Origin of the sequence: Croceifilum oryzae (genome assembly GCF_030814315.1) — a bacterium.
GTDB lineage: Bacteria > Bacillota > Bacilli > Thermoactinomycetales > Thermoactinomycetaceae > Baia > Baia oryzae.
In genome coordinates this window covers 1-21,068 of sequence record NZ_JAUSUV010000009.1, presented here as the reverse complement: position 1 = coordinate 21,068, position 21,068 = coordinate 1, and the positions used below count along the sequence as shown (strand labels likewise).

The window sequence follows — 21,068 nt, the reverse complement described above, 5'->3', positions numbered from 1 at the left end:
AACGGAGATGGAGAAACGGACTGGGGCTGAGAAAGAAAAATTCGTTCATGGTGTGTTTCAAAGTATCGCGAAAGATTATGATCGGATGAACACACTGCTTAGTTTCCGCCGTCATAAAGCATGGCGTAAATTTGCGATGAAAAAGATGAATGTCCAGCCGGGGCAGACGGCACTAGACATATGCTGTGGAACCTGCGATTGGACCCTTGCATTGGCTGAAGCATCTGAGCATGGAAACGTAGTCGGGCTAGATTTTAGCTCCAATATGCTAGAGATCGGGCGAAAAAAAGTGAAAGACAGCGGGCATAGCGACCAGATTGAGCTTGTACAGGGAAATGCGATGAGTCTTCCGTTTGAGGATTCTACTTTCGACTATGTAACGATTGGTTTTGCATTGCGCAATGTTCCTGATTATGTGCAAGTGTTACAAGAGATGAAGCGTGTTGTGAAACCAGGTGGTCTTGTCGTGTCGCTTGAATTATCGAAGCCTACTTGGAAGCCGTTTCGTAAACTGTACTACTTTTATTTTCAACGCCTATTACCGCTCTTAGGGAAGCTGTTTGCGAATCGATATGAGCAGTATAGCTGGTTACCTGAGTCACTCATCGCCTTTCCTGACTATGTAGAGTTAGCTAGCGTGATGAAAAATGAGGTTGGGTTAGAGGTGGATGTATACCCGCTCACAGCTGGAATTACGGCACTACATGTAGGGAGAAAGCGTTCCGAGTAAGGATGGTGTAGGATTATGAAATTTTTTCACAAGGTAAGACTCATACTAGATATGATCAAGTTTGAACACTCGATCTTTGCATTGCCATTTGCGTATCTGGGTGCCATTTTAGGTAGTTTAGAAGTACTAGGGAGATTTCCTACTTGGGCACAGATCGGATGGATTACGCTTGCGATGGTGGGTGCGAGAAGTGCCGCCATGGCTCTGAATCGCGTGATCGATCGAAAAATCGATGCCCGAAATCCGCGGACGGCTTCAAGACATATCCCAGCAGGTCTGATATCGGAGATGTTTGCTTGGGGATTCGTAGTCGTTTCCTTTGTCGTGTTGTTCGTGGCGGCATATCAGTTGAATATGCTGGCTGTTAAGCTACTACCAGTTGCTGTGTTTTTCCTAGTTCTCTATTCATACACGAAACGTTTTACGTGGCTTTGTCATGTGGTATTGGGAATTGCAACGGCATTGGGACCTTTAGGTGGTTGGGTGGCTACAACGGGTCAGGTTGACCTGAAGTCGCTTATTTTATTTGCTACGGTAGCTTTATGGATTGGCGGCTTTGATGTGATCTATGCGTGTCAGGATATGGAGTTTGATCAGCAAGAAGGCTTACATTCGATCCCGTCTCGATTTGGAGTACGAGTAGCGCTCCTCATTTCAAACTGGATGCATGTGGGAACGGCACTTGGACTGATTGCTCTTGCTCTTTTCACTCAATTAAGTTGGATTTATGTAATTGGTGTCGTGATTGCTGTTATGATCCTTGTTTATGAACATTCGATTGTCTCAGCAGATGATTTATCCCGTCTAAACATGGCCTTTTTTACCATGAATGGGGTATTAAGTATCATAGTATTCACTTTTAGCTTGGTGGATGTGTTGATGATATGAAACGTTATATTGTTGCGATGAGTGGTGCAAGTGGAGCACCTTATGCCTTATCAGTCATGGAAGAGTTGCTACGTCAGGGTCATGAAGTTCATGTAATCGTGACAGAAGCGGCTTGGAGGGTGTTATTAGAGGAGCATGATTGGGAAGTGGTAAAGAGAGAGCAAAATTTTATTGAGCGATTTGGTCATCTCTCTGGAGAACTAGTCTATCATCCCATTCGTGATATTGGCGCTTCGATTGCTTCAGGGTCTTTTCAAGTAGATGGAATGGTTGTGGTTCCGTGTACGATGGGTACACTTGCGAAGATTGCTTCGGGTATCTCGTCCAACTTATTGGAAAGAGCGGCTGATGTCATGATAAAAGAACGTTATCCCCTCATCCTCGTACCCCGTGAGACCCCACTTAGCCCGATTCATCTAGAAAATATGCTAAAGCTAAGTAGACTAGGAGTACAAATCGTTCCTCCTATGCCAGGCTTTTACCATCGTCCATCGAGTTTAGATGAGATGGTTCGTTTTGTGTCAGGTAAAATTTTAGACCAGCTAAGGGTTGCTCATCAATTATATAAGAGATGGGAGGGTGGCAAATGAAACCAATCCGAATCGGTGAGATTTCCTACACAAACGTTTTACCTGTTTTTCATTTTTTTGATTCAAGTAACCTACCTATCGAGTGGGTGAATCATGTTCCAGCTACTTTAAACCAAGCGATGTCCAAGGGTGAGATCGATTTAGGTGCAATCTCTTCGTTTGCCTTTGCGGAACACTCGGATCGCTATTACCTCTTTCCTAATCTATCAGTGAGCGCATATGGTCCAGTGGGTTCTATTTTTTTATTTACAAAAGATAAATCGCTACAAGAGCTGGATCAAGCATCGATCGCACTGACAAATGCATCGGCTTCTTCGGTTAATTTACTGCGTGTGATTCTAGAAAAATTTTCAGGTGTAAAGCCTTTATATCAAGTGATGGAGCCGAACCTAGAGCAAATGATGCAAGTGTCAGACGCAGCTTTACTAATTGGAGACGATGCCATCCGAGCAGCTTGGAGTAAACCACACTATCGTGCATATGATCTCGGTGAACTATGGTTTCAGCAAACGGGTCTCCCTATGGTCTTTGCTGTATGGGCGGTTCGAAAAGAGATTGTTCAGAAGCGCCCGGAGCTGATGGCGGAGATTTATGATCGGTTTATGAGAAGTAAGGAGAGCGGAAATCAAGAACCAATGGCAATTATAAAAGCGGCGCAACGAAAAGTGGGCGGAGAGGTTTCATATTGGAAACAATACTTTGCAGGTCTGTCTCACGATTTGGGAGAACGTGAACTGGAAGGGTTGCAGTTGTTTTATCGCTATGCGACGGAACTCGGAACGCTTCCACCAGAAATCGCTATCCAGATGTTCCAATTGTCCTTTTCTAAGAGCTAGAGAAACTAGGGTGAAGAGATGCTTCTAACAGATATATATCAAAGTTTAAAAAAGGATCTAAAACAAATTGAATATCGATTAGCGGAAACCATCCACACAGATGAGAAGGAGCTACTCCATTCGTCCCGGCATTTGCTTGATGCAGGTGGCAAACGGATGAGACCGTTATTTGTTTTATTAGCAGGTCACTTTGGGGAGTATCGTTTGTCCGAGCTGGAGAAAGTGGCGGTCTCTCTAGAATTAATTCATATGGCGACGTTGGTTCATGATGATGTGATCGATGATGCGGAGACTCGCCGTGGACGAAAAACAGTGAAAGCGGAGTGGGATAATCAGGTTGCCATGTATACAGGTGATTTTATCTTTGCTCGAGCATTGACTGAAGTAGCAGGCCTCTCAGATCCTCGTGTTCATCAAATATTAGCAAAGGCCTTGGTTTTCCTCGTTCGTGGAGAAATTGATCAAATTCATGACTTGTATCAACCAGATCAGTCCTTACGACGCTATTTGCATCGAATTAAGCGAAAAACGGCTCTGTTGATGGCGATTAGTTGTCAACTAGGGGGAATCGTGAGTGGAGCCTCTGAATCGGTTGTGAGGGCATTATATCAATATGGATATTCTGTAGGAATGGCTTTTCAGATGACAGATGATGTTCTCGATTTAACCGGAGACGAAAAGGTGTTAGGAAAGCCAGCAGGTAGCGATTTACTGCAAGGGAATGTAACGTTACCGGTTATCCATATATTAGAGAATGGGACATCTGCAGAGCAGCAAATGATCCGGCGTTATCTAGAGTCGCGGGGGACAGAAGGGGATCTGACTCAGATCTTGAAGATGGTTTGCCAATCGGAGGGCATTCCGTATACGCTTGCACTTTCGAAACGATATTTGAATCGGGCATTAGTGGCTTTGGAAAAGTTGCCGAATACGCATGAGCGGGAGTCGTTGCGTTTTATTGGAGAGTTTATTGTGACTCGATCGTTTTAGTTCAAAAACAGTTAAATTCTGGGGCTATTCTAGATAGCGTGCCCTAGGGCATGTATCTGACCACAGTTCAAATAGTGAGCTTGAGAGATAAGGGGAAGTCCGCTCCGTCAAAATCCTCTGATCTAAAACATGCAGTGATTCAAGGGGCATTTCGTAATACATATATTAAAATTTTGGTTCGCAAGTAAAATAGTTTTTAATGGCGATCGCTTCTGGACTTCAGTCTAGAGGCGATTGTTGTTGTGTAAGACATGACATCAGCTTCCTTTTCTAGAATTGCAATCTTAAACTTGTACATACTAAAACATAGCTTAAATGGGAGGTTTTAGTGTGGAGCCATTTATTCCTCAGCTGGTGTATTTTGAACCCAATGCGTTAAAATACCCACTTGGACAAGAGCTTTATGAGAAATTTAAAAAATTAGACGTTGAAATACGCGAAACGACTTCTCATAATCAAATTCGTGACTTGCCGGGTGAAAATGACTCGCAGAAATACCGAATTGCGAAGTCAACGCTCGTTGTAGGCATCAGAAAAACGTTAAAGTTTGATACATCGAAACCTTCAGCGGAATATGCAATTCCACTGGCCACTGGATGTATGGCTCATTGTCATTATTGCTACCTACAAACAACACTTGGGCAGAAACCATATATTCGAACCTATGTAAATCTGGATGATATTTTTGATCAAGCTCAGAAATATATGGACGAGAGAAAACCAGAAATGACTCGGTTTGAAGCTTCTTGTACTTCTGATATTGTAGGAATAGACCATCTAACCCACTCCCTATATAAGGCGATTGAATTTATTGGTGGAACCACTTATGGAAGATTGCGATTTACAACCAAATTTCATCATGTAGATCATTTGCTTCATGCCAAACATAACGGAAACACTCGTTTTCGATTTAGTGTTAATTCCGATTATGTGATCAAGAACTTTGAATTGAAGACTTCTTCTCTTGAACAAAGAATTGAAGCTGCTGTTAAAGTAGCTGAAGCGGGATATCCTCTCGGTTTTGTAGTGGCCCCTCTCTACATGCATGATGGGTGGGAGAATGGATATCTAGAACTCTTTCAAATGATTTCCGATAAAATCCCAAAAGAATTATCTGATAATATTACCTTTGAATTGATCCAACACCGATTTACAAAACCCGCAAAACGAGTGATTGAAAAAAACTATCCGAAGACAAAATTGGAAATGAATGAAGAGGAACGAAAGGTTAAATGGGGAAGGTATGGTATTGTGAAATACGTCTACGATACAGATCAAGCAAAGGATTTGCATAAGACGATCGAAGGATATGTTCAACAGTTTTTTCCGAACTCGGTCATTGAATATTTTACGTAAGGGATGATCAATCGATGAGGTTGTGGAGTATCCATCCAAAATATTTAGATTCAAAAGGTTTAGTGGCGCTCTGGCGAGAATCTTTACTGGCCCAAGCAGTTTTAAATGGGCAGACGAAAGGGTATACGAAACATCCTCAACTGCTTCGTTTTAAACAACATAAGCAACCTCTCCAAGCTATGGCTACTTATTTAGCGTGTATTCTTCAAGAATCTAAAGAACGAGGATATCGTTTTGATGCGACCAAAGTGGGTGACACTCGTACTCAATACAAAATGAAAGTCACGAAAGGACAAGTAGATTATGAATGGGAATGGTTATGCGAGAAGTTGAAGATGCGTGATCCATCTTTTTTGGAGCAATGGAAGCATATCCAGCAAAATGAAGTACACCCGTTATTTGAAGTAGTGGAGGGTGGGATTGAACCTTGGGAAAAAATGAAATAAGTGCACTATTGAAGAATGAAGTGCCATCAGACTGACTTAAGATCGGCACTTCATTTCTACGTTTTATCTGGTTATTATGGCTTGAAAATCAATTGCCAGCAGCATGCTCGTGAGTTCTTGCATAGTCAATAGCGTGTTGAATGGTGGTGATTTTTTCTGCTTCTTCATCTGGGATTTCGATACCGAACTCATCTTCTAGTGCCATGACTAGTTCCACAGTATCTAAGGAATCAGCCCCTAAATCATTTACAAAAGATGCTTCATTTTTGATCTCTTCGATACTAACTCCTAATTGCTCTGCAACAATGGTTTTCACCCGTTTTTCAAAATCAGACATTCAATCACCCTCCCGCTATTATGAGCCATTTATTTAAATGATAGAATATTTACATTAATATTATATCAGGAAGTCACTCTTTATTAAATAAAAAGGCTCCCAAATTCATGGGCAGAGTCGTGAGATCAATGTGTGCATAGTTAGTTATACGCGTTGTGGGACTCATGGATAGTGGATCCGAATCATAGATTGGTATAAACGATATTTTAAAGGAGATATCCATCTATGGTGACTTTTCCCGTTCATATTCACACAGAGCTTTACTCACCTAATCAACATGTTCATGTCTATTCTCCAGAAGTCTATGGACTAGCTAACCAGACAGTGCAACATAAGATCAATAGAACGATCCAGACAACACTTAATCGCTTACTTCGAGATCAAGGCTTAGGTCAGCCAGACCTTCAGGAGATGGTGGGGAATTTTGAAATTAAGACAAATGAACGAAATATTTTAAGCCTTGTTTTAAGTGTGTACTCCTTTACAGGAGGGGCGCATGGTAACACGGTCATTCGTCCTCTCACCTTCGATACGACTACCGGAAGGGAGTACAAACTGAAGGATCTATTTAAACCAAATAGTGATTACGTAGAAAAAATCTCTCAGATTATTCGATTGCAAATTAAGGAACGCGATCTTCCTGTGTTCGAACCCTTCAAAAGCATTAAGCCAGATCAAGGCTTTTATATAGCGGATAAGTCATTGGTTATTACGTTTCCGCTATATGATTTGCTCCCGTATGTTTACGGCATTCCTTATTTTCCAATCTCCGTCTACTCCTTGCAGGATGTCGTAAACGAAGAAGGGCCACTTGGGGTGATGATGGGTTAGAATTGCAGGCGGGGAGCAGGAGGATCAATATGGTACGTGCTACAACGATGTCTGCTGTACTGCCTGTTAATCGACAATTTGGCTAAAAACAAGCTGGATTTTTTAGATGGCTTGCCAAGTCTATCGTGCAAGGGACTGCTTCAGCTTTAGGATTAGAGAAGAGGGTATGTTAAAGGGGTACTGTTCACTTTCCAAATGTGAACAGTACCTCTTTTTATATTTATTCAAAGTTGCTTATGTCTGAACCGGAGGCGGTATTGGTTTTATTCCTTGAGCAATTTTAGTAGGAGAAGGTACTGGTGTCGCGCTGTTTACTGTGTAAGCAATAACATAAACAGATAGTATGGAAATACTCAAGAAAACTTTAAATGATCTCATCGTCATCGTAGTAATCCCCTTTCAAATTCGCAGAATTCTGCAATTCAAAAGCTCGACTCGCGCATAATTGATACTCTGCTTGATTGACAGGATTCCATGCGTTAGCAAGACGAGTCCATGCTTTTTGCTCTAGCTTCTTAAAGCCGTGTTTATAGGTAAGGGTTTGCGCTTGTTGATAATATTGAACGGCCGAGGAATGATCATCTAGATTGAGTACAATATCACCCGATAATAATAAAGCATGGGTGAGGCTGTGGGCATCGTTATTGTCTGTGGCGGTTTTGCATGCTTTTGAAACAAAAGGTAATGCTTTATTCCACATCTCTTGTTCCAAATAGAGTTTACCTAACTTTAGGTAGATAAACGAGAAAGCTTCTGGACGGCTAATTCGTTTCGCATCAACTCAAGGGCTAATACATAATGATTTTCAGCTTCTTCGAAATTCCCCATAGAAAAGAAGCAGTCACCAATGCACAGCCAAAACTCTAGTATCATGTTGTAGGACTTAGCCATACCAGCTAATGCAAGCCCTTCTTCTGCATACTGCAAGGCCTCTGTAAGTTTACCAGACTTACGAGTATGGCTCGCTTTTAGCCAATGGTAGACTAATTGAACATTTGGATCTTTGATCTGATTGAGGGATGATTCTAGATAATTTAAAGCCAGAATTCCTTCTGATTTATTTAACTTATAACAATATAACGACTTATTTAAATATAAGGCATATATAATGTGTTGTCTATCCCCATCAGGAACAAACGTACTAATTCCTTTATCGGCTAAGTATAATGCTTCCTGTATATCGTTTTGAAAATCTTTACAGAAGCTTAATTCTGCGTAACAAGCCGCTTCGATGTTGTCTTCCTGCGGTTCATCATCTAACAATTCGATAGCATACTGAAATGCCCTTTCAGCTTGATCGAAATTACCTAATCCAATCAAACATTTACCTTTTAGATAATGATACTTCGGTGCAAGATAGTGAGCATCATTTATTGCCTCTTTTTCTAGGTGGTATAAGGCTGTTTTATGTTGTTCAAATCTCAAGAATGTTTCTACCGATCTTAATTGAAGTTCAATTCGAGAGGTATTCTTCCTTTCTTGATCTAGTACGTAAGAAATATCGGCTATTGGAACACCGAGCTTTTCAAGTAGGTAAATGACTCTATCTATTCGAAATTTACCAACACCACGTTCTACCTTGCTAATAGTAGATGATGATGCTTCCCCATCTCCTAAATCGACTAAACGGAGACCTTGTTCATGTCTTAGCTTCCTAATCAATTGTCCTACCTCCTTTTGATTAGATTCAATTAACTGAACTACTTGTGGATCTAGAGAGAGAGAATGAAACGCTTCTCATTCATGGTACAGATTGGAATCGATTAGATATTACACGTTTAAGTGATGATCTATTACTTACAAATCGGATTATAGATCCTGATCACCATTACTCTGATTATTTTCATAGCAGTATAGTAGTTTCGGATGATAGCAAGTATTTTACTGTTAATGGCTGGAGGTGGTCGCCTGTAGATAGTGTAATTGTGTATTCTGTTGACGATTTTCTAAAACAATATGAGAAGTGTTTTAAGTCTATAGAAATGTTTGATGTTTTTTCAGGTTATAACTGGGATCGACCATTGTGCTTCATGGGAAATCACTCTATAGTGATCGGTCACAATCCAAATGAAGGAGAAGACGGAGCCGAGAAAGTGCCCTCCGAAATTTTCATTTATGATATTCACAAAGGAGAAAAAGGGGGTTTCGTTAAGGATATACCCATAGAGCATAGAGTGCAATTTGACGGGTTTCATATGGACGATGAGTATGGGGCGCAAGGTAACTTGTTTTATGATGAAGAAACTGATTATTTTATAGGATTAAATAAAGTTACTGGTCTGATTATCACCGATCGAAATGGTAATGTCCTGAAAGAAGACAATCATTTTAACTGCTATGCTTACTCATCCAAAGATAGATTATTTTATAGAGATACATTCGAGAATGGGTTTAAGTTAGAGATTATAAAGCTTGATGAGCTTATAGATAGTAAATAAGTATTTAGAGCAAAATAAAATCATCCAAGCACAAACACAAAAAGGTTGGAATTCACTTTACTGTGAACCCCAACCTTTATGCAAATAGAGAACTATGCAATAGTCTCATGATGAACTTTACTTCTAAGATTTCCACCTTATACATCAGTAGCTAACAGGATATGAAATTAATCAAGCTTAACGATTCTAATGTTAGCAGCTGGAACCGTATTTCCACTTCCAATCGAATTGATTAACCCGAATAGTCCGCCAACACCGGTATTGGTATTAATTAATTCTAAGTCTGAAATATCATCAACTGAAATGATTGCTCCTCCGGACAACGTAACAATATCTGCTAAAGCACTTGATCCTGATCTACTTGGAACAATTTCAACCCCACCTAATCGCAAACCAACTGTCGGCGGAGTTGTACTTGAAATGGGTTCTGATACGGAAAAGCCTTCTGTAGTCGCGTTATACTCTACTAAGTAAATTCCTGCCTGCAGACCTATACTAGAACTTGGAGGGAAAAAACTGATATCTGCACCTTGTAGAATTATGAGGGTATCAAAAGGAATTGCTTCTTTGCTATTTATAGTTGCAATGGTACTTAGAGAAAGAAATGCCATGCTAGGAGGTATGACCGGTGCTATTGACCCTGGAGTCCCTGGCGGTCCTTGATTACCTTGTGGTCCTGATGTACCTGCTAGCCCTGCTGGTCCTGGAGGTCCTATAAGCCCTGCTGGCCCTGGAGGTCCTAAAATCCCTGGTCCTTGAGGTCCTTGAGGCCCTGGCGGTCCTGGAGTCCCTACGCTCGTTGCAGCACCTTCTAAGACATTTTCTAACTTCTCGTTCAAGATCCATTCTTTCTTAGTTATCACGTTAATCGTATCCCGAACACTTTCATTGATCACTAAAAGATCCGTAAGCGAGGGATTTAGCGCTGACGAAATGCCGGGAAGTGTTCCGAGTACGTACTGCAATTTCTCTCCTTCTGCATTTATAATATGACTCAATCCTAGTTCCTCTAGAGCAATCGAAGACAAAAGTAAATTAATCGCATCATCTCGAGTCACGGTAATATTAGGGCTTACATTAGGTATATTGGGATAAGACATATTACTCACCTCCTGATGAAATCCATTTTCATATCTAGCATATGCTCAAAAAGAAAAAGTGTATAAACAAATTGTTCCAACAAACAGATGGAGTGCAAATTGTTGTGGAGATGCCCCACATGGTACAAGCTATGTTTTTTTCGAAGGTATCAAAATATAAGGAGTAGATAAGCTCAGATAATGGATCCCTAAATAGTCACCTGTATAATGTAATTGGGATTCCTTATTCGTGATACCTCTAGACATAGGTCTGGTTTGGAGGTATCTTTTTCAAAGGTATGTAGAATCTTGCGAATGGATAGATTAGTAGAATCTTATAAAATAGATAGATTACTTGATACCAAATATAGAAAAAAACATATATATACTAAGAATCTATAGAAATGAAGGAGGTAGATTATGTCACAGGCTAATATTCCGAACATTACACCTACCATATCCATTACTAGAGAGGATTCAATTAATCTTTTGCTAACCTCTATCGCTCTCGAAGAGCTTAGTCTTAGTCAGATTTTGTATACAGAAGGTGAAAAGCTTCAATACGTTCTAGGAACATTGAATAAATAGACTCACTGGATGTCAAAGTTTTGAGTTCAGTTCTAGTATTGATTTTCTAAGCCCAATATTTCAGATTTGAGGTGCTTCTAGACATAGGTCTGGAGGCATTTTTTCATCTATAGAGGATAGAAAAGACTACTCGAACGCATCTTAGTGGCTAAACGAAAGACATTTGTTTCTAGATACTCCTACATGTAAAATAAGTAAGTCTATCGTTTTTTGAAGGAATAGTGATTGAACTTAAGGAGGATCATATGTTATTTATCGACAATCAAGGGATCTATGACCCGAGAGTGAATTTAGCGATTGAGGAGTATGCATTAAAACATCTAGATCTGGCTGATTCCTATCTATTGTTTTATATAAATGAACCATCGATTATTATCGGGAAACATCAAAATACAGTGGAAGAAATTCATGTGGATTATGTGAGAGATCATGATATTCGCGTAGTACGACGCCTTTCGGGTGGAGGGGCTGTGTATCATGATTTTGGGAATTTAAACTTTAGCTTTATCACAAAAGACGATGGAAAAAGCTTCGCCAACTTTAGAAAATTTACCGAACCCGTCGTACAAGCTCTTCATCAAATGGGAGTACAAGCTACTTTATCTGGTAGAAACGATTTATTGGTTGATGATAAAAAAATATCAGGTAATGCACAGTTCTCCACACGGGGGCGGATGTTTAGTCACGGTACACTAATGTTTCAAGTAAATATCGAGCCATTGGTCCATGCGCTACAAGTAAAACAAGAGAAGATCCAATCAAAAGGAATTAAATCGGTTCGTAGTCGTGTTGCCAATATAAGTGACTATCTAGCTGAATCGATGACGATTGAAGAATTTCGACGTCGCTTACTAGAATCGATTTTTGCAGGGCAAAATCCGATTCCCGAATATAAACTAACTGATCAGGATTGGGAAAAAATCAATGAGATATCTCGTGAACGCTATCAAAATTGGAATTGGAATTTTGGAGAGTCTCCGGTATTTAATGTCCAACATTCCAAACGCTTTCCGATCGGTTCCATTGATGTTCGCCTACAAGTGGGGGAGAAATCCATGATCGAGAGTTGCAAGATCTACGGTGATTTCTTTGGCGTGGGTGATGTTTCGGATCTAGAGACGAAGCTAGTTGGGATTCGTTATGACCGTCAATCGCTGGAGGAAGCGTTACGTGATGTAGACATTTCGTATTACTTCGGGAATCTAGTGAAGGAAGAGTTTCTTGATTTTTTATATTAGAGTTAACATCTCACATACTTGCGTTTAAAGCCAATTCGCCCTTTGTCGATATCTTTTTGAATTCTTTCTGAAGCAAGGGAGATATTGCTTTTTTTCGTGCCTTTTTGGATTTCGACTGAACCTACAATCTTAGCCGTTTCGATCGCTTTATCATGAAGTGGTAGATAGGAAAGCCCAACTGTGTAAATAAAGTTATTCATAGCGATTTTGGTTCGATCAGGGGAGCCGTGAATGGTATTTTTCGCTTGATCGAGCATATGGACCATTTTACTGGTGCTAAATTCGCTGTCCGGGCGATTACCCAAAAGCCAGCAGTAGCAGCTCCAGCCTGCGGACATTCTAAGTTCTTCACCGCTCCTGATCCATTTATCGGCAACGGCTTGTGCGATATCGGTTTCTGACAATGTAACCGCAACGACAAAGTCAGATATCATATAGAAATATGCCCCATCCATCCATTGTTCAAAATGTTCTTCCGTCATGACCGCTGGGTCTGCGATGACGCCTGCAAAATACATAGCATCGTAGTTTCCAGTGGCGTAAAGTTGGTCGGCTAGTGGTTGATTTTTCTTGATTTTCTTTGCGAGTGGCTTCATAGCCCCTGTAGCTACGCCAAAAAGAGGCTCGTGTGCCCCGTTACTTATGTATATTTTTTTCATTCGCTCTTTACCGAGTGCTTCTAGCTCCTGCATAACGGTTTCGAAATCCATTTTCTGCACTTCCTTTCCTTATCATTCTTCCCATCTTCTAGAGTCAATACTATTTTTCCTTTCTATGAATTGAAGGTTTTACTGGGTTTCCTTTCTATGAAAACGGTTGCTTTCCTATTTACTTCTTGATACAATTTTTTTGGTCTTATACATAGCTATAAACTGGCTTAGATGCATTTTCTAGGCACATTTGTTACATAAACTGGAGGTAATATAAATGGAAAAAACATTTATTATGGTGAAACCAGACGGCGTTCAACGCGGTTTAGTGGGTGAGATTGTGGCTCGTTTTGAGAAGAAAGGCTACCAACTTGTTGGTGCAAAATTGATGCATGTATCTCGCGACCTAGCGGAAGCACATTATGCAGAGCATAAAGAGCGCCCATTCTTTGGAGAGCTTGTAGATTTCATCACATCTAGCCCTGTGTTTGCTATGGTTTGGGCGGGTGAAGGCGTGATCGGAACAGCTCGTCATATGATGGGCAAAACCAATCCCAAAGAAGCGGATCTAGGTACGATTCGTGGCGATTTTGGAATTAGTGTTGGCATGAATATCGTTCATGGCTCCGATTCTGCTGAGAGTGCTGAACGTGAATTGAGCTTGTGGTTCAAAGAAGAAGAAGTGGCAAGCTATGAAAAAACATTAAATCGTTGGGTGTAAGGCGATGGTAAGAAAAAAAGCTCGGGTGTTGACCGGGCTTTTTTCTTTTGAGAGGATATAGAGAGAATGTGATAGAGAGCGGGGGCATGTACCAGATGTCGTTTCAGTCATATCCCACTCAAAAGCGAGTGATTGAGTTTTTACAAACGGCCATCAGGCAAGATCGTGTCGCCCATGGGTACTTGTTTTATGGTCCCAAAGGTACATATAAAAGGGAAATGGCCCTAGAGTTTGCCAAGGCGATTAATTGCGAGCAGAGTCAGTTAGATCCATGTGATGAATGCCTTACTTGCAAGCAAATTCAGTCGGGGAATCATCCGGATGTACTCGTGATTGAGCCAGATGGCAATGTGATCAAGATGGAACAGATCAAACAGCTACAACATCGCTTTCGGTATCAATCTGCGGAAGGGATGACACGTGTTGTCATTCTAGACTCGGCTGATCAAATGAGAATGGAGACGGCGAACACGTTGTTAAAATTCCTAGAAGAGCCGATTTCTCCTATGTTAGCGATTTTAATAACGGAACAAGAGAAGAGTATCGTCCAGACGGTTCGCTCTCGGTGTCAGATGGTCCGTTTTGTAGAGCCTTCTTGGTTAGAGCAAGCAAAGATGTGGCAAGCTCACGGGATTGACCCGCCTATGAACTACGTACTAGCACAGTGTTCCCAAGAATTCGAGCAGTTTGAAATGGATTCGGAGGAGCTGGAACGAATCTTTCGTCATGTGATCGATTGGTCTCAGTTGTTAGTAAGTAAGCAATCTATCGCTATCATTGCCATTCAAGAGCCATGGTTCCAAGAGCTGATCCAAAAGAAGCAAGTAACGCTGATTCTAGACTTTCTTATGATATGGCTTCGCTATGTCTCGAGATTGGCGATTGGGATGGCGGATGAGAATATGGCGGACTTTATACAGCAGGGCAGTACCCAAGCTAAAAGAACGACTCAATCTGTATGTGCGAAGATGATGGAACAGGTTATGATTACGAGAAAATTAGTAGCTAGACCTGAGCTAAGTAACCAGTCATTAATCGAGCAATTCGTCATCCGGCTACAAAAAGATGCTCCTAGTGATTGGACGAAACTGGGCTATAATTAACCATTTTGAGAGGAAATGAACATAGATGAGATACCTAACAGCAGGAGAGTCACACGGTCCACAACTTACATTGATTATAGATGGTGTACCAAGCCAAGTTCCCTTTTCGAAAGAGCAGATGGACCTTCAGTTGCATCGTAGACAAAAAGGACATGGCCGTGGTCGACGGATGCAGATTGAGCGGGATGAAATCCAAATCATGAGTGGCGTTCGTTTCGGTAAGACAACCGGGGCACCGATCGCGTTAGTGATAGAAAATAAAGATTATACGCATTGGCAAAAGGTGATGAATCCGTTTCCGATGCAGGAAGAAGCAGATAAGCGAAAGCTAACGCGCCCACGTCCAGGACATGCGGATTTAAATGGAGCGATAAAATATGACCACCGTGATTTGAGAGATGTCTTAGAGCGTTCGAGTGCGAGAGAGACGGCGGCTAGAGTAGCAGCGGGAGCTTTTGCTAGGCAAATTCTTGCACTATGTGGGATCGAGATTGCAGGGCATGTCTTGCAGATTGGTGGAGTGAAGGCAGAGCGAGTTTTAGATGTTCCTCTGGCTGAGTTCATCACTCGCACAGAAGAATCGCCTGTACGTTGTTTAGACCCAGAAGCAGAACAGGCAATGATGAAAGAGATTGATGATGCGAAGGCAGAAGGGGACTCGATTGGTGGCATCGTGGAAGTGATTGTAGGGGGGATGCCAATCGGTCTCGGAAGCCATACCCAATGGGATCGGAAACTGGATGCGAAAATTGCGCAAGCGATTGTAAGCATCAATGCGTTTAAAGGAGTCGAGTTTGGAATTGGCTTTGAGGCGGCTAATCTACGCGGCTCACAAGTTCATGATGAGATTATCTGGTCAAAAGAGCGTGGATTTACTCGTGCAACCAATCGCCTCGGCGGCTTCGAAGGTGGTATGACGACTGGTGAAGAGATTATCGTGCGTGGTGTGATGAAACCAATCCCTACTTTGTACAAGCCGCTCATGAGTGTGGATATCGATACAAAAGAGCCATTTGCGGCAAGTATTGAAAGATCGGACTCTTGTGCAGTTCCAGCGGCTAGTGTGGTAGCTGAAGCTGTAGTTGCTTGGGAAGTGGCTCAAGCATTACTTGAAAAATTCCCTGCTGATACAGCGGAGGAGTTAATTGACCAAGTCCAGCGCTACCGAGAGCATACGAGAAATTTTTAATGGGAGTGTGAGCAAATGAGAAAGTTAGAGGTCTCGTTACCTGAACAGTCCTATTCCATCTTGATTGGTTCCGGATTACTAGCTAAGTTGCCTGATCTACTAGAGATGCATGGTGTTCAAAAACAAGATCGCTTATTTCTCATCACGGATGATCAGGTGGCTATTCATTATTTGGAGCCAGTTCGGAGAAGTCTCTCTGAATCTGGCTTCTCTATCAATTTCGCGGTCGTCCCTCACGGTGAACAATCGAAATCTGTAGCAACCTATGAATCTTTGATCGGGAAGTTAATAGAGGCTGGATGCAACCGGAAAAGTGTCATCCTAGCGTTAGGTGGAGGGGTCATCGGGGATCTGGCTGGCTTTGTCGCGGCTACATACATGCGTGGAATTCGTTTCTTTCAATTGCCGACTACTCTACTCGCACATGATAGTAGCGTGGGTGGGAAGGTAGCGATTAATCACGCGCTGGGCAAAAACATCATGGGTGCTTTTTATCAGCCGAAAGGTGTGATTTACGATGTGGATACCTTACAAACATTGTCAATGCGAGAACTTCAATCAGGGTTTGCTGAAGTTATCAAACATGGATTGATTTGGGATCGATCTTTTGTCGACTGGCTATTCGAAAACAAAGATGAATTACTACAACGAAATCCACTCTACCTAACAGAAGCAATCGAAAGAGCATGCGCCGTCAAAGTAGCGGTCGTCAGCCAAGACGAAACCGAACAAGGCATCCGTGCCATTCTAAACTACGGACATACCATCGGTCACGCTATCGAAGGAACCACTTCCTATACCACCTATACCCACGGAGAAGCAATCTCGATTGGCATGGTCGGATCAGCCTGGATGAGCGAACAACTCCACTCCTCCAACCAAGGATTAACCGAGATGACTGGGGAACTACTAACTCACTTCGGTCTACCTACCAAGCTACATACACCTTTACCCGAAGATGAATTAATGAACTACCTACGCCGAGACAAGAAGCACACTTCTACTGGCTTCACCTTTGTTCTATCACCCACGTGCGGACAAGTTCGAATCACAGAGCACATCCCCGAGGGATTGATCCGCCAAGCGTTGCGTAGGATAGGAGCTTGCTAATTTTATATGCGTAATCGAAAATATCGCTAAGCCTACGGAAAGAGTACTTACTAGAAAGCAATCGGGGATTCTAAAATCTTTGGTAGGCATGTGGTTCAATTCATTATGACAGAAGGACGGAGCGGACTTGCTTTTCACATCCTCGCTGGCTCACTATTTGAGCTGTGGCTAGACACATGCTCCGGAACAAACTTCATTCATTGGTATTCATCAGTTGCTCTTCCATTCCCGCTTCTACGAAAATTTAGACCTTTCCGCCTTCAACTATTGTAAAATAAAAGAAAGGGAGGAATACATCCATGATCAAATCTAAAAAATCCATTCACGGCTTACCTGTCTATCAACCTGGCAAGCCCCTAGAAGAAGTACAACGAGAACTCGGTCTTGAGCGCATCATCAAATTAGCTAGCAATGAAAATCCATTTGGATCATCAAAAGCAGTTTGGAAAGCAATCGAGCAAGGAAAAGATTCCCTCCAACTTTACCCCGAAGGGTCTGCTCCCACTTTGCGTGAAAAAGTAGCTGAGCACCTCGAAGTGGACACACGACGTCTCATCTTTGGAAATGGATCAGATGAGATTGTCCAAATGATTGCGAGTACATATCTAGAACAAGGTACAGAGGCAATAATGGCGGATCTTACCTTTCCTCGCTATGAAACGGTAACCAAAATAGAAGGAGCCACTTCTGTTCGAATCCCCCTGAAAGAAGGTACTCATGACCTTGAAGGAATGCTGGCAGCGATTACAGATAAAACGAGAGTGGTTTGGATCTGTAATCCCAATAACCCGACGGGCACGATAGTAGGTCGTGAGGAACTCGAATCATTTCTAGACCAAGTTCCGGATCATGTTTTAACCGTACTTGATGAGGCTTACGCTGAGTATGTAACAGATTCTAGTTACCCAGACTCCTTGTCTTTACTTGACTACAATCCAAATATCATTGTGCTACGTACCTTCTCTAAAATTTATGGCTTGGCGGCGCTACGGGTAGGGTTTGGAGTTGCACACCCAGAGGTGGTAACCGAGTTAAATCGGGTACGGGATCCTTTTAATGTAAATCGTTTGGCTCAATTAGCAGCAAGCGCTGCAGTGGAAGATCAAACGTTTGTTTTCTATTGCCGTAATCAAAATGAGAGTGGACGTAAGCAGATTACAGGACGACTCGATCAATTAGGCTTATTCCACTATCCCTCGCACGGAAATTTCATCTTATTTGATACAGGTTTCCCAGCCAATGATGTATTTCAATTCTTACTTCATCGTGGAGTGATTACCCGTTCAGGAGAAGGACTCGGATTTCCTACATTCCTTCGGGTTACCATTGGTAGTAAAGAGGAAAATGAGGTTTTTTTGAAAGAACTTGAGTCCTTTTTAGAAGAGCGAAAATGTTAGAAATTACTTGCATTTCAGATAATAAATGGGTTATATTTAATATACAGTATGGTTTCTCTCCACTCCTATCCTATATTGCCATGTTAGAACCGATTAGCGGTTCTTTTTTTTGGTTTGTCCACATAATGTGGGGTGAGGAGGGTTGTCTATGGGCGGGCGAATCTGGCATTTTTCATTGGAATTTTTCTTTGTTTTAATTTGTATTTTCGTTTTGAAAACATGGGTATTTCCTTTTTTTATCTCTATTTGGTTCCCTATTAGCGATATGACGGAGCTTCTTCATGAATGGACGTTACTCATGGTCGGAGCGATTACCTTATTCGCTTATATGGGTCTAGGCTCTACTGCTAAATGGAGCTATCACCTTAACTGGAAGAGTTCGAGCGCCTTGTTTTGTTTATATCACCTGCCTTTTTTTGTTCTACCATGGACATGGTTTGGGCAAATACAGGCAGATTGGACATATCTAGTAGGTGAATTCTTTATCCTATTTGGCTTACGAGAGTGGGATTCACCGTTCGCTATTTTAATCGTCTCTTGGGCAGCTTTCTTATTCGGGAGATGGATGAAGATCAAAGATAAGGATGAACAAGGAGGCAGATTTGCTTCTAAGCATAAAGTATTCGTTCAGAAATGATTTGATTTTATCTGGTAAAGAGTAAAAAGATTGTCATTCTCTCTTTTTTTTGTCACAATGGACAAAGATCTCTAAAGAGGAGAATGAATATGAGCCAAGAGGTTGACTTGACCCTCCATGTCCGCTATCAACGCGATGAGTGGAATGGGCGCCAGCAGGCAACTCCTTTTTCACTGTCGCCAGAAGCGTATGTGAAATTGATTGATAAACTAAAAATCTCTGAACATGAAATTCGTCAAGTGTATCTCCCAATTGCTTCTCGCTTTGTGGAGCTATATCATCATTTACAACAAGCTCCGCGTACTGCTAACATTCCGCTCATTATTGGAGTGGCAGGTAGTGTCGCAGGTGGAAAGAGTACCATTGCCCAGATTTTTCATACGTTATTCGAAGATTCGTTGGGTCACGATTCGGTGGCAGTTGTATCAACAGATAGCTTTTTATATCCGATGAAAACCATGACTGAGAAAAATATGTTACATAGAAAAGGTTTTCCTGAGAGTTATGATATGGAAGGATTCGTCCGCCTTCTCTATGAATGCAAATCTGGCTTTTCGAACTTTAAGGTTCCGATTTACTCACATGATACCTACGATATATTGCCAGATGAAACCCTTACATTCACACGACCGAAAATGGTGATTGTAGAAGGGTTAAATGTGTTGCAAGTCGTTCCCGTTCAATTAGATTTGCTGAAGCGAACCTCATGGATTGCTGCTGATTTTCTAGATATCTCAATCTATGTGGATGCAGAGGAAGAGAATCAGATTATGTGGTATCTAGAGCGAGTCAAAAGGCTCTGGAAGGAAGCTCGAACAAACCCGAGTTCCTACTATCATCAATTTACCTCGCTGAGCGAAGAGGAGCTATTAACCCGAGCTACTAACGTATGGAACGAGATTAACCATGTAAATCTACATAACTATATCTTACCTTCACGTGAACGGGCAGATGTGATTCTACATAAAAATGGTGATCACTCCGTTACCGATATATATGTACAGAGGAAATTACGGATTTAAATATGACTAACTTAACACCCTTTCGTCCAAACTATTATTAATAGGGATGAAAGGGTGTCGTAGTGAGATGAGAATAGCAGAATGGCTTACCTATGCAGGAATTGATCAATTAAAACAATTACATGGGTACTATGGATGTGAACAAACAGATCAACACTCGAAGCATGAGTTAATCTGTAGCTTACTACGTCAAATCAGTAAAAAAAGTTATATCCATAATTTGCTGGAAGGGTGCTCTACGACTGAATTGCGATTTATTGAGTTAATTACGCTTGACCCAAGCCCAGCCTACACGATGGAAGAGCTACTTGCAAAAGGTCGCGCGGCCTTATCTGGCGAAGAAGGGACGCCTAGGTCCTTTGTCGTGGCGGCATTAAAAAAGGGCTGGTTATTTCCAGGCTATTCTCACCAAACCCAGTATCTCTATCATATGCCTAGTGATACTAGAGAACAGATTCAACAAGCATTTGTTCAGTCGTATATTCCTTTTCAGCAATCCCACTCACCTAATTGCTATCGTGATGAAGAAAATCAGATGATATATGACTTACAACGTTTTTTACGATATTTACAGCAAGATATTGTGCGATTGACACAAGATCAAGCGATTTATCGTCAGCAATTCAAGCAGATACTGCAAACGTTTGCCATTCCAGAAGAGCCTATTAAAAGCGGAGGACCAAGATTTGGTTTTGGGCGAATGTATCATCTATATCCGAATCGCTTCTCACTTCTGTATGATTATGCATACTATGAAAAATACATCTTAGAAGATCAAGGATATCTGGGCGTTACTTTCTATTTAGCCCCCAAATTAAATTTGAGTAATCTCCTTTATCCTGTAGAATGAGTTATATACAGTGGAGGAGATTTTTTATGCAAAGAAGACGGT

24 protein-coding genes are annotated in these 21,068 nt (G+C 41.5%); 19 read left to right on the top strand and 5 right to left on the bottom strand.

The genetic code is table 11. The annotated features are described in order from the left end of the window. The first annotated feature begins 7 nt into the window (after window positions 1-7). The 7 genes from J2Z48_RS10900 to J2Z48_RS10870 all read left to right on the top strand — a co-directional run bounded on the left by J2Z48_RS10900 (window position 8) and on the right by J2Z48_RS10870 (window position 5,836). Window positions 8-730, top strand: a complete 723-nt coding sequence (locus J2Z48_RS10900; protein WP_307253442.1) for a demethylmenaquinone methyltransferase — start codon at window positions 8-10, stop codon at window positions 728-730. Between the two features lie 15 nt (window positions 731-745). Continuing rightward, window positions 746-1,618: a UbiA-like polyprenyltransferase gene (locus J2Z48_RS10895; protein WP_307253441.1), complete on the top strand. Its 873-nt coding sequence runs from the start codon at window positions 746-748 to the stop codon at window positions 1,616-1,618. Further along, the gene (locus J2Z48_RS10890) at window positions 1,615-2,208 is read left to right on the top strand and encodes a UbiX family flavin prenyltransferase (RefSeq protein WP_307253438.1); all 594 of its coding nucleotides are present in this window, start codon (window positions 1,615-1,617) and stop codon (window positions 2,206-2,208) included. The genes J2Z48_RS10895 and J2Z48_RS10890 overlap by 4 nt, the downstream gene beginning before the upstream one ends. Further along, complete coding sequence (locus tag J2Z48_RS10885; RefSeq protein ID WP_307253436.1) at window positions 2,205-3,044, top strand: menaquinone biosynthesis protein; 840 nt, start codon at window positions 2,205-2,207, stop codon at window positions 3,042-3,044. Before J2Z48_RS10890 ends, J2Z48_RS10885 begins: the two co-directional genes overlap by 4 nt. 18 nt (window positions 3,045-3,062) lie before the next feature. Then, complete coding sequence (locus J2Z48_RS10880; protein WP_307253434.1) at window positions 3,063-4,034, top strand: polyprenyl synthetase family protein; 972 nt, start codon at window positions 3,063-3,065, stop codon at window positions 4,032-4,034. Between the two features lie 330 nt (window positions 4,035-4,364). Further along, window positions 4,365-5,390 (top strand): spore photoproduct lyase, encoded by a 1,026-nt coding sequence (splB, locus tag J2Z48_RS10875; RefSeq protein ID WP_307253432.1) that lies wholly within the window; start codon window positions 4,365-4,367, stop codon window positions 5,388-5,390. Window positions 5,391-5,404: 14 nt separating this feature from the next. Beyond that, on the top strand, window positions 5,405-5,836 hold the full coding sequence (locus J2Z48_RS10870; RefSeq protein ID WP_307253431.1) for a pyrimidine dimer DNA glycosylase/endonuclease V: 432 nt from the start codon (window positions 5,405-5,407) through the stop codon (window positions 5,834-5,836). An 88-nt stretch (window positions 5,837-5,924) separates the two neighbouring features. Here J2Z48_RS10870 and acpP read toward each other — a convergent pair whose 3' ends face one another. After that, window positions 5,925-6,173: an acyl carrier protein gene (acpP, locus tag J2Z48_RS10865; RefSeq protein ID WP_307253429.1), complete on the bottom strand. Its 249-nt coding sequence runs from the start codon at window positions 6,171-6,173 to the stop codon at window positions 5,925-5,927. Between the two features lie 225 nt (window positions 6,174-6,398). Here acpP and J2Z48_RS10860 point away from each other — a divergent pair, with 225 nt between their 5' ends. Further along, window positions 6,399-7,004: a DUF3298 and DUF4163 domain-containing protein gene (locus J2Z48_RS10860; RefSeq protein ID WP_307253427.1), complete on the top strand. Its 606-nt coding sequence runs from the start codon at window positions 6,399-6,401 to the stop codon at window positions 7,002-7,004. Window positions 7,005-7,368: 364 nt separating this feature from the next. Here the strand turns inward: J2Z48_RS10860 and J2Z48_RS10855 are convergent, their stop codons facing one another. Together J2Z48_RS10855 and J2Z48_RS10850 are read right to left on the bottom strand one after the other, a co-directional pair. After that, on the bottom strand, window positions 7,369-7,716 hold the full coding sequence (locus J2Z48_RS10855; RefSeq protein WP_307253425.1) for a hypothetical protein: 348 nt from the start codon (window positions 7,714-7,716) through the stop codon (window positions 7,369-7,371). Between the two features lie 17 nt (window positions 7,717-7,733). Next, entirely contained in the window at window positions 7,734-8,666 is a 933-nt protein-coding gene (locus J2Z48_RS10850) for a helix-turn-helix domain-containing protein (RefSeq protein ID WP_307253423.1), read from the bottom strand. Window positions 8,667-8,710: 44 nt separating this feature from the next. Between J2Z48_RS10850 and J2Z48_RS10845 the strand changes: the two genes are divergently transcribed. Then, a complete protein-coding gene (locus J2Z48_RS10845) occupies window positions 8,711-9,442 on the top strand; it encodes a hypothetical protein (RefSeq protein WP_307253422.1) in 732 nt (243 codons plus the stop codon). 167 nt (window positions 9,443-9,609) lie between these two features. Here J2Z48_RS10845 and J2Z48_RS10840 read toward each other — a convergent pair whose 3' ends face one another. Next, window positions 9,610-10,542: a collagen-like triple helix repeat-containing protein gene (locus tag J2Z48_RS10840; protein ID WP_307253420.1), complete on the bottom strand. Its 933-nt coding sequence runs from the start codon at window positions 10,540-10,542 to the stop codon at window positions 9,610-9,612. Window positions 10,543-10,941: 399 nt separating this feature from the next. On the opposite strand from J2Z48_RS10840, the gene J2Z48_RS10835 reads away from it, so the two are divergent. After that, window positions 10,942-11,109 (top strand): alpha-helical endospore appendage domain-containing protein, encoded by a 168-nt coding sequence (locus tag J2Z48_RS10835; RefSeq protein WP_307253418.1) that lies wholly within the window; start codon window positions 10,942-10,944, stop codon window positions 11,107-11,109. Between the two features lie 245 nt (window positions 11,110-11,354). Beyond that, window positions 11,355-12,347, top strand: a complete 993-nt coding sequence (gene lplA / locus J2Z48_RS10830) for a lipoate--protein ligase (RefSeq protein ID WP_307253416.1) — start codon at window positions 11,355-11,357, stop codon at window positions 12,345-12,347. Window positions 12,348-12,349: 2 nt separating this feature from the next. Here the strand turns inward: lplA and J2Z48_RS10825 are convergent, their stop codons facing one another. After that, window positions 12,350-13,057 carry a DNA alkylation repair protein gene (locus tag J2Z48_RS10825; RefSeq protein WP_307253414.1) on the bottom strand — a complete coding sequence of 236 codons (708 nt, stop codon included), beginning with the start codon at window positions 13,055-13,057 and terminating at the stop codon, window positions 12,350-12,352. 217 nt (window positions 13,058-13,274) lie between these two features. Between J2Z48_RS10825 and ndk the strand changes: the two genes are divergently transcribed. The 8 genes from ndk (at window position 13,275) to J2Z48_RS10785 (ending at window position 21,026) form a co-directional block, all read left to right on the top strand. Beyond that, on the top strand, window positions 13,275-13,718 hold the full coding sequence (gene ndk / locus J2Z48_RS10820; RefSeq protein ID WP_307253412.1) for a nucleoside-diphosphate kinase: 444 nt from the start codon (window positions 13,275-13,277) through the stop codon (window positions 13,716-13,718). Window positions 13,719-13,813: 95 nt separating this feature from the next. After that, window positions 13,814-14,821 (top strand): DNA polymerase III subunit delta', encoded by a 1,008-nt coding sequence (holB, locus tag J2Z48_RS10815; protein WP_307253411.1) that lies wholly within the window; start codon window positions 13,814-13,816, stop codon window positions 14,819-14,821. 25 nt (window positions 14,822-14,846) lie between these two features. Then, window positions 14,847-16,010: a chorismate synthase gene (aroC, locus tag J2Z48_RS10810; protein ID WP_307253409.1), complete on the top strand. Its 1,164-nt coding sequence runs from the start codon at window positions 14,847-14,849 to the stop codon at window positions 16,008-16,010. Window positions 16,011-16,025: 15 nt separating this feature from the next. Continuing rightward, the gene (gene aroB / locus J2Z48_RS10805) at window positions 16,026-17,120 is read left to right on the top strand and encodes a 3-dehydroquinate synthase (protein WP_307253406.1); all 1,095 of its coding nucleotides are present in this window, start codon (window positions 16,026-16,028) and stop codon (window positions 17,118-17,120) included. A 299-nt stretch (window positions 17,121-17,419) separates the two neighbouring features. Beyond that, the gene (gene hisC / locus J2Z48_RS10800) at window positions 17,420-18,517 is read left to right on the top strand and encodes a histidinol-phosphate transaminase (RefSeq protein WP_307253404.1); all 1,098 of its coding nucleotides are present in this window, start codon (window positions 17,420-17,422) and stop codon (window positions 18,515-18,517) included. A gap of 148 nt (window positions 18,518-18,665) precedes the next feature. Continuing rightward, entirely contained in the window at window positions 18,666-19,154 is a 489-nt protein-coding gene (locus tag J2Z48_RS10795; protein ID WP_307253402.1) for a hypothetical protein, read from the top strand. An 89-nt stretch (window positions 19,155-19,243) separates the two neighbouring features. Beyond that, window positions 19,244-20,176 (top strand): type I pantothenate kinase, encoded by a 933-nt coding sequence (gene coaA / locus J2Z48_RS10790; RefSeq protein WP_307253399.1) that lies wholly within the window; start codon window positions 19,244-19,246, stop codon window positions 20,174-20,176. A 67-nt stretch (window positions 20,177-20,243) separates the two neighbouring features. Further along, complete coding sequence (locus J2Z48_RS10785) at window positions 20,244-21,026, top strand: hypothetical protein (RefSeq protein ID WP_307253396.1); 783 nt, start codon at window positions 20,244-20,246, stop codon at window positions 21,024-21,026. Window positions 21,027-21,068: the final 42 nt, after the last annotated feature.

What these genes read in the sequence shown, in the direction of transcription:
- J2Z48_RS10900 (WP_307253442.1), top strand. Translation starts at nt 8, where the DNA reads ATGGAGAAACGGACTGGGGCTGAGAAAGAAAAATTCGTTCATGGTGTG.
- J2Z48_RS10895 (WP_307253441.1), top strand. Translation starts at nt 746, where the DNA reads ATGAAATTTTTTCACAAGGTAAGACTCATACTAGATATGATCAAGTTT.
- J2Z48_RS10890 (WP_307253438.1), top strand. Translation starts at nt 1,615, where the DNA reads ATGAAACGTTATATTGTTGCGATGAGTGGTGCAAGTGGAGCACCTTAT.
- J2Z48_RS10885 (WP_307253436.1), top strand. Translation starts at nt 2,205, where the DNA reads ATGAAACCAATCCGAATCGGTGAGATTTCCTACACAAACGTTTTACCT.
- J2Z48_RS10880 (WP_307253434.1), top strand. Translation starts at nt 3,063, where the DNA reads ATGCTTCTAACAGATATATATCAAAGTTTAAAAAAGGATCTAAAACAA.
- J2Z48_RS10870 (WP_307253431.1), top strand. Translation starts at nt 5,405, where the DNA reads ATGAGGTTGTGGAGTATCCATCCAAAATATTTAGATTCAAAAGGTTTA.
- acpP (WP_307253429.1), bottom strand. Translation starts at nt 6,173, where the DNA reads ATGTCTGATTTTGAAAAACGGGTGAAAACCATTGTTGCAGAGCAATTA.
- J2Z48_RS10860 (WP_307253427.1), top strand. Translation starts at nt 6,399, where the DNA reads ATGGTGACTTTTCCCGTTCATATTCACACAGAGCTTTACTCACCTAAT.
- J2Z48_RS10840 (WP_307253420.1), bottom strand. Translation starts at nt 10,542, where the DNA reads ATGTCTTATCCCAATATACCTAATGTAAGCCCTAATATTACCGTGACT.
- J2Z48_RS10835 (WP_307253418.1), top strand. Translation starts at nt 10,942, where the DNA reads ATGTCACAGGCTAATATTCCGAACATTACACCTACCATATCCATTACT.
- lplA (WP_307253416.1), top strand. Translation starts at nt 11,355, where the DNA reads ATGTTATTTATCGACAATCAAGGGATCTATGACCCGAGAGTGAATTTA.
- J2Z48_RS10825 (WP_307253414.1), bottom strand. Translation starts at nt 13,057, where the DNA reads ATGGATTTCGAAACCGTTATGCAGGAGCTAGAAGCACTCGGTAAAGAG.
- ndk (WP_307253412.1), top strand. Translation starts at nt 13,275, where the DNA reads ATGGAAAAAACATTTATTATGGTGAAACCAGACGGCGTTCAACGCGGT.
- holB (WP_307253411.1), top strand. Translation starts at nt 13,814, where the DNA reads ATGTCGTTTCAGTCATATCCCACTCAAAAGCGAGTGATTGAGTTTTTA.
- aroC (WP_307253409.1), top strand. Translation starts at nt 14,847, where the DNA reads ATGAGATACCTAACAGCAGGAGAGTCACACGGTCCACAACTTACATTG.
- aroB (WP_307253406.1), top strand. Translation starts at nt 16,026, where the DNA reads ATGAGAAAGTTAGAGGTCTCGTTACCTGAACAGTCCTATTCCATCTTG.
- hisC (WP_307253404.1), top strand. Translation starts at nt 17,420, where the DNA reads ATGATCAAATCTAAAAAATCCATTCACGGCTTACCTGTCTATCAACCT.
- J2Z48_RS10795 (WP_307253402.1), top strand. Translation starts at nt 18,666, where the DNA reads ATGGGCGGGCGAATCTGGCATTTTTCATTGGAATTTTTCTTTGTTTTA.
- coaA (WP_307253399.1), top strand. Translation starts at nt 19,244, where the DNA reads ATGAGCCAAGAGGTTGACTTGACCCTCCATGTCCGCTATCAACGCGAT.
- J2Z48_RS10785 (WP_307253396.1), top strand. Translation starts at nt 20,244, where the DNA reads ATGAGAATAGCAGAATGGCTTACCTATGCAGGAATTGATCAATTAAAA.